This window comes from Moorena sp. SIO3A2, from assembly GCF_010672265.1.
Classification (GTDB): domain Bacteria; phylum Cyanobacteriota; class Cyanobacteriia; order Cyanobacteriales; family Coleofasciculaceae; genus Moorena; species Moorena producens.
This window is the reverse complement of sequence record NZ_JAAHHC010000109.1, coordinates 1-5,639: the sequence shown is the minus strand read 5'-3', so window position 1 is coordinate 5,639 and position 5,639 is coordinate 1. Positions and strand designations below refer to the sequence as shown.

General features: G+C 40.0%; 2 protein-coding genes and 2 pseudogenes. 3 read left to right on the top strand and 1 reads right to left on the bottom strand.

Translation table 11 applies throughout. From position 1 onward, the window contains the following. Positions 1–775 precede the first annotated feature (775 nt). Positions 776–2,002, top strand: a pseudogene (locus F6K64_RS37790) (ISL3 family transposase). A 60-nt stretch (positions 2,003–2,062) separates the two neighbouring features. Next, the gene (locus tag F6K64_RS37785; RefSeq protein ID WP_044495884.1) at positions 2,063–2,968 is read left to right on the top strand and encodes an NAD(P)-dependent oxidoreductase; all 906 of its coding nucleotides are present in this window, start codon (positions 2,063–2,065) and stop codon (positions 2,966–2,968) included. Positions 2,969–3,391: 423 nt separating this feature from the next. Here F6K64_RS37785 and F6K64_RS37780 read toward each other — a convergent pair whose 3' ends face one another. Beyond that, entirely contained in the window at positions 3,392–3,805 is a 414-nt protein-coding gene (locus F6K64_RS37780; protein WP_044495885.1) for a response regulator transcription factor, read from the bottom strand. Positions 3,806–4,308: 503 nt separating this feature from the next. On the opposite strand from F6K64_RS37780, the pseudogene F6K64_RS37775 reads away from it, so the two are divergent. Beyond that, positions 4,309–5,507: pseudogene (locus F6K64_RS37775) on the top strand (IS701 family transposase); the annotation flags it as partial. Positions 5,508–5,639 lie beyond the last annotated feature (132 nt).

The window sequence follows — 5,639 nt, the reverse complement described above, 5'->3', positions numbered from 1 at the left end:
CTTTGTACAAAGATGGCCTTCCTTTGATGAAACGACTAATTCAAGCTCGTTGCTCTATTACTGCTCCTCCTACTCTTCCGATACCTCTCTAAACCTGACCAAACGTCTTTCCAAAAGAGCCACACCCAAATCATTTGTAAACTATGCAAAATCATAAATCGTTGCTGGCTAAGGGTTATAGCTATATCTTTGGCCAGTAAATTTCACGAAATATATATAATTGTAATAGTACTTTTGGCTAATCAACTAGTTTAAAATTATCAATCGTTGCTCGCTAAAAATTAATTAAATAATATACTACAAAAAAAATAAATAACTAAATCGTATTTATTTTTAGGAGTGGGCTTCGATGGTCCTGTTGATCTCAGTCTCTCCCCGCTACACTTTGTTCAAGTTTGAATTTAAACGGCAGGAAAGTGAGTAAAGGGGAGATTTTGTGTCTATTTTGTATAGGGGTTAATGGGGTTAGGTAAATTTTTTAGGGAACAGGGAACAGGGAACAGGGAACAGGGAACAGGGAACAGATAAGAGGGGAAAAATCCTGTGTACCTGATTATAATACAAACCGCTATAGTAAAGCTAAAAAATATGGTTCTTCAGTACCTAGTATGCTAAACTAATAATTTAAGTCGTTAATACACTAAAAAAAATGCATCAAATTATAGCCCAAAATGTAGCTTTATTTAAATTATAAAGATGAGCTATTATTAACTAGAACTATCAGGGAAGTAACTTGAATATATATTTGTTATTATGAAATCACAAAAGGAAGGAAATTAAAGTGCTGACAGAACTTCTGGATATAAAAGGGGTAAAAGTTGGTTCGCGTCACCAGCACAAAGGGATTGGAATAATTTTACAGATTGAGTCAATCAGTAATGAAAGCATCTGTACTCAGTGTGGGACAAAAAGTTATAAATTACATCAAAATCATCGATATATAATTAAAGATTTGCCTTGGGGAGAGTCCCCAGTATTTTTGGAAATAAATAGACGACAGTTTAAATGTCAAAAATGTAAAAAACCGTTCAGTGAAAAGTTAGATTTCGTCAGGAAAAGAAGAAAATATACTAAAAGGTTGGCTGAGACAACCCTAAAAGAAGTTTTAAGAAGTGATATAAGAAGTGTAGCCCAAAAAGGATTAGTGACAACAGAAGAAATAGAAAGAATGTTAAAAGATGCCAGGTCAGACTTGCCCAAATCTCCACCTAAAAATTTGAAAAAGCTAGGAATTGATGAAATAGCTCTGGTTAAAGGTAAAGGCAATTATTGTGCAGTATTAATAGATTTAGAGAAGTCAGTATTAATTCAAATATTAGAAGGAAGAACACAATTAGAAATCAAAAATTTTTTGATTAAATGGGGTAGAGAGGTCTTAGATAAGATAGAAGAGGTTAGTATTGATTTATGGCAAGGATACAAAAGCTTAGTTTTAGAATTAATGCCCAATGCTCAAGTTGTAGCCGACAGATTTCATGTAATGGTACAAATAAATCAAGAACTAGACTCACAAATAAAACTCGAAAAAACTCAATTAACAACTTTACTAAAAAACGCTAAAACCAAGTCAGATAAATAAAATCATAAACAGAGTTTAGAGAAACTTAAAAAAAGTAAATATGCCCTTTTTAAAAATGAAAAATATTTGACGAAAAAACAAAGTCAGAAACTAGCTCAAGTGAAATAAGTTTCTCCAAGCCTTAAAACTATGCACGAATTTAAAGAAAAAATTCGCCAAATTTTTGATGAAACAAATGATTGGTTAGATGGGCTATTCAAATTAGGTACATGGTTATCAGAAGCGCAAAATTATTTTCCGAAAAGCCGGAATACTATTATTCGTTGGTTAGATGAAATTATCGCATACTTTGATAACAGAACAACTAGTGGGGTGGTTGAGGGTATTAATAACAAATTAAAAGTTATTAAACGTTCAGCTTATGGATTCAGAAACTTTAAAAACTTTCAATCCAGATGTTTACTTAATTGGAATTTTAACTAATAGTTTAGCATACTAGGTACTGAAGAACCGAATATTATAAGCGGACTTAATGGAATCAGCATGAACAGCAATCTTACCTTTCTTGGTCTCGGCGTTATGGGTGGATATATGGCAGCCAATCTTGCCCGTAGTGATTATTCCACCAGTAATTACCCCACTATGGCTTGGAATCGCACCCCCGGTCGTCCAGGAGTCAAGATTGCTGCTGATGCTGGAGCCAAGGTAGTCTCATCGATCCGGGAAGCCGTCGAGTCAGCTGACATCATTTTTTCTTGCTTGGGGGATGTCCCAGATGTGGAAGCGGTTATGCTGGGAGCTGAGGGAGTGGCTGAGTATGCCAAACCCGATACCCTAATTGTGGATTTCACCACCATTGGAGCAAATGCAGCCCAGGGAATCAGTGGGGAACTAAAGAAGCACAACCTACGTTTTCTGGATGCACCAGTTTCCGGTGGGGATATCGGAGCCAAAAATGGGACCCTAACCATTATGCTTGGAGGCGACCAGAAGGACTTCGAGGAGTGTAAACCCCTACTGGAAATTCTTGGCAAAACCATTCGCCTGTGCGGTCCGGTGGGCAGCGGTCAAGCCGTTAAACTGTGCAACCAGGTGCTTTGTTCTGTCCATATGGTAGCCCTATGCGAGGCAATGAAGTTGGCAGAACATCAAGGAATTGACCCTAATTTAGTTATTGAGGTTTGTAGCACAGGTGCTGCTGGGTCATGGGCGTTATCCAACTTAGGGCAACAAGTGGCTGAGTCTGACTTTGAGCCTGGTTTCATGATTAAGCACATGGTCAAAGACCTCAGGCTTGTACTCGAAAGCCTCCAGTCTTCTAGTCTGGATTTGGCTGGAGTTGAATTAGCTGACCGTCTTTTCAAAGTTGTTCAACAACTTGACAGTGGTAAAGGAGGTGAACAGGGAACTCAAGCAATGATTCGTGCTTACGGCGAACTCAGAAGCTGAAGGATGATGGCTTTAACAAAACTCGCTATCCATCCCCAGCTTCTTTAAAGCTGGGGATGGATAGCGAGACCGATTCGTGATATAATAAAATTGGTCGATGACCCGCCTGACTGACTAAAAGGCTACCTATTGATAGAAGGTATACAAAGTACTAGCAGAGCTCAGGGAAGAGACTTGCCCCGGCTGGTTAGCCATAGATGCTGTAATTCCAAGGTAAGTCTGTCGTCAAACTATACGTCTGCGGAAGGCGGATGTCTGCCTGTGGACGCTGAGTAAGACCAATTCTAGCAGGCGCGCGCCTCCAAGGCCGGGTTCCCCGGCCTTGGGTCGCGCCTCTGGTTGAGGCGTCGGGGACGCGCGCGGGAAGCCCGAAAGACGAATAAAACCGTCCCTGAGTTGACCTGAGAATTGGAAGCCCCAACCTCAGCGAAGCAGGTTGGGGTACTTCACGCTAGTAGCGGTGATACCAAGTATTTCTTGAGATTTTTCCAAAACTTGATCAGGGTCAAAGGGTTTAGTGAGGTACATATCTGTGCCGACCTCTTTGCCCTTTTGTTTATCAAACTCCTGTCCCTTAGCCGTTAGCATGATCACATAAATATCTTTGATACACAGAACATTTTTGATCTGATTACAGACATCAAAACCACTCATTTTCGGCATCATTAAATCTAGAAATACCAGATTAGGTTGCTCTGACTTAACTTGCTCTAGAGCATCTTCACCATCCTCAGCGGTGAGTAATTCTACCCCTTCATCTTCCAGGTCTTCCAGGGTTTGCTCGATCAGCAGTCTCATATAAGGTTCATCATCAACGATCAAGATTTTTTTAGTCATAGAGTAGTCTGCTGGGTAAAGCATTACCTGTTTCTACACCAATTAATTTACTTGATCAAGTGAGGTATTCCGGATGCTTTGCTAGTAAATCGGTAGGGTGTTTTAGGCATTGATTAATTAATCAGGGATAAGTATTCAAGCCGACACGATCTGAAAGTCGCTGTAGCTAAAGTACGACAAAAAAGTCCCCACACCAAATGGCAATGGGGGCAATACTGCAGTTGCTATCGTTGCCTGAAACTAATAATGCCCTGTATCAAAACCTGATCAAGCCAACAGTCTTTTCACTGTTTAACTGATCGGGGAGTTTGAGGGGTCTATCCATCCCCATCCCTATGCAGGGGTGGGGATGGATAGACCCCTGGCCGTAGGCCACGCTACGCGAACAAATATTTAGCGATGACTTGACGACTTATCGCCAAATATATATCCCTCTTTTGTCACTCTCCGAGAAGTAAAATAAGAGAATAAACAGATTGGGTAGCTCAAAGGTAGATAGGGCAATGGATGTAGAGTTACAGATTCTCAAACATAGTGCCAGAGATGCACAACCAACAGTTTCGGTTATTGATCAATATTGTGAGGCTTATAAAGACCTGTTTCCAGAAGTAAGAAGTTATGAATGTTTCAAATATTTACATTTAGGAATAATCTCACCGATAAAGAGAAAGTCGCTATAGGTGCGCTTGACCTAGGCGAATTAAATTCGCCACGGGTCGCACCTCCAGAAATAGCTAAGTTAGTAGGCATAAAATCTGCTCAGTCACTCCATCATTTTCTAGCCAATTCTCCTTGGTCAGCGACTGAATTAACATCCCGAAGATTAAGTCGGACGCTCAAAGCATTAAACTCCCAAATAATCACGGTAATAATTGATGAGACAGGGGATAGAAAAAAAGGAAATAAAACTGACTATGTAGCCAGACAATATTTAGGCAGTGTAGGAAAAGTAGATAATGGAATCGTGTCAGTAAATGCTTATGGAGTCTATAAAAATATTACTTTTCCTTTACTAGTTAAAGTCTTTAAACCACAAGGAAAACTGAAAGAAGGAGATACATACAAAACGAAGATTGAACTAGCCTCGGAAATAATTACTGAATTAGTCAATTATGGATTTCGGATTGACTTAGTATTAGCTGATAGCTTGTATGGTGAAAGTAGTTCATTTATCAGTACATTAGACAAATACAAATTACCTTGGATATTAGCAATTAAAAGCAATCATGGGGTCTGGATGCCAGTTGCTCAGAGAGTAAGAGCTAATAAGTGGTGTAAGTTTGAGCGAATATTTAGCAATCAAAAATCAGAAACTAGATATATCCGAGAAATTATTTTTGGCAAGAGAAGTTACAGAACTTATTGGGAAATGACTACAGATCCTGAAACCATGCCAGAGAACTCTACATCTTTTGTCATGACTAATATTCAGGATAAAAGGAGTAAAATTAAGAAGATTCTAGGCAATCTTTACGGGAGGCGAACATGGGTTGAATATGGTTTTCGGCAGTGTAAACAAGAACTGGGTTGGACAGATTATCGTTTTACGGATTTTCAGGAGATTAATAAATGGTGGGAACTAATTATGAGTGCTTATCTAATGATTAGTTTAAATACCCAGGAAATGTCTACTTTAAATTCATCTGAACTAGCTGATTCTGAAATGCCGAATCCGACTGTTGATTTCTCAACACATCCACAAGCGATGCAGCGCGGTCTTGGGGAGGCAGCGCGGTCTTGGGGAGGCAGCGCGGTCTTGGGGAGGCAGCGCGGTCTTGGGGAGGCAGCGCGGTCTTGGGGAGGCAGCGCGGTCTTGGGGAGGCAGCGCGGTCTT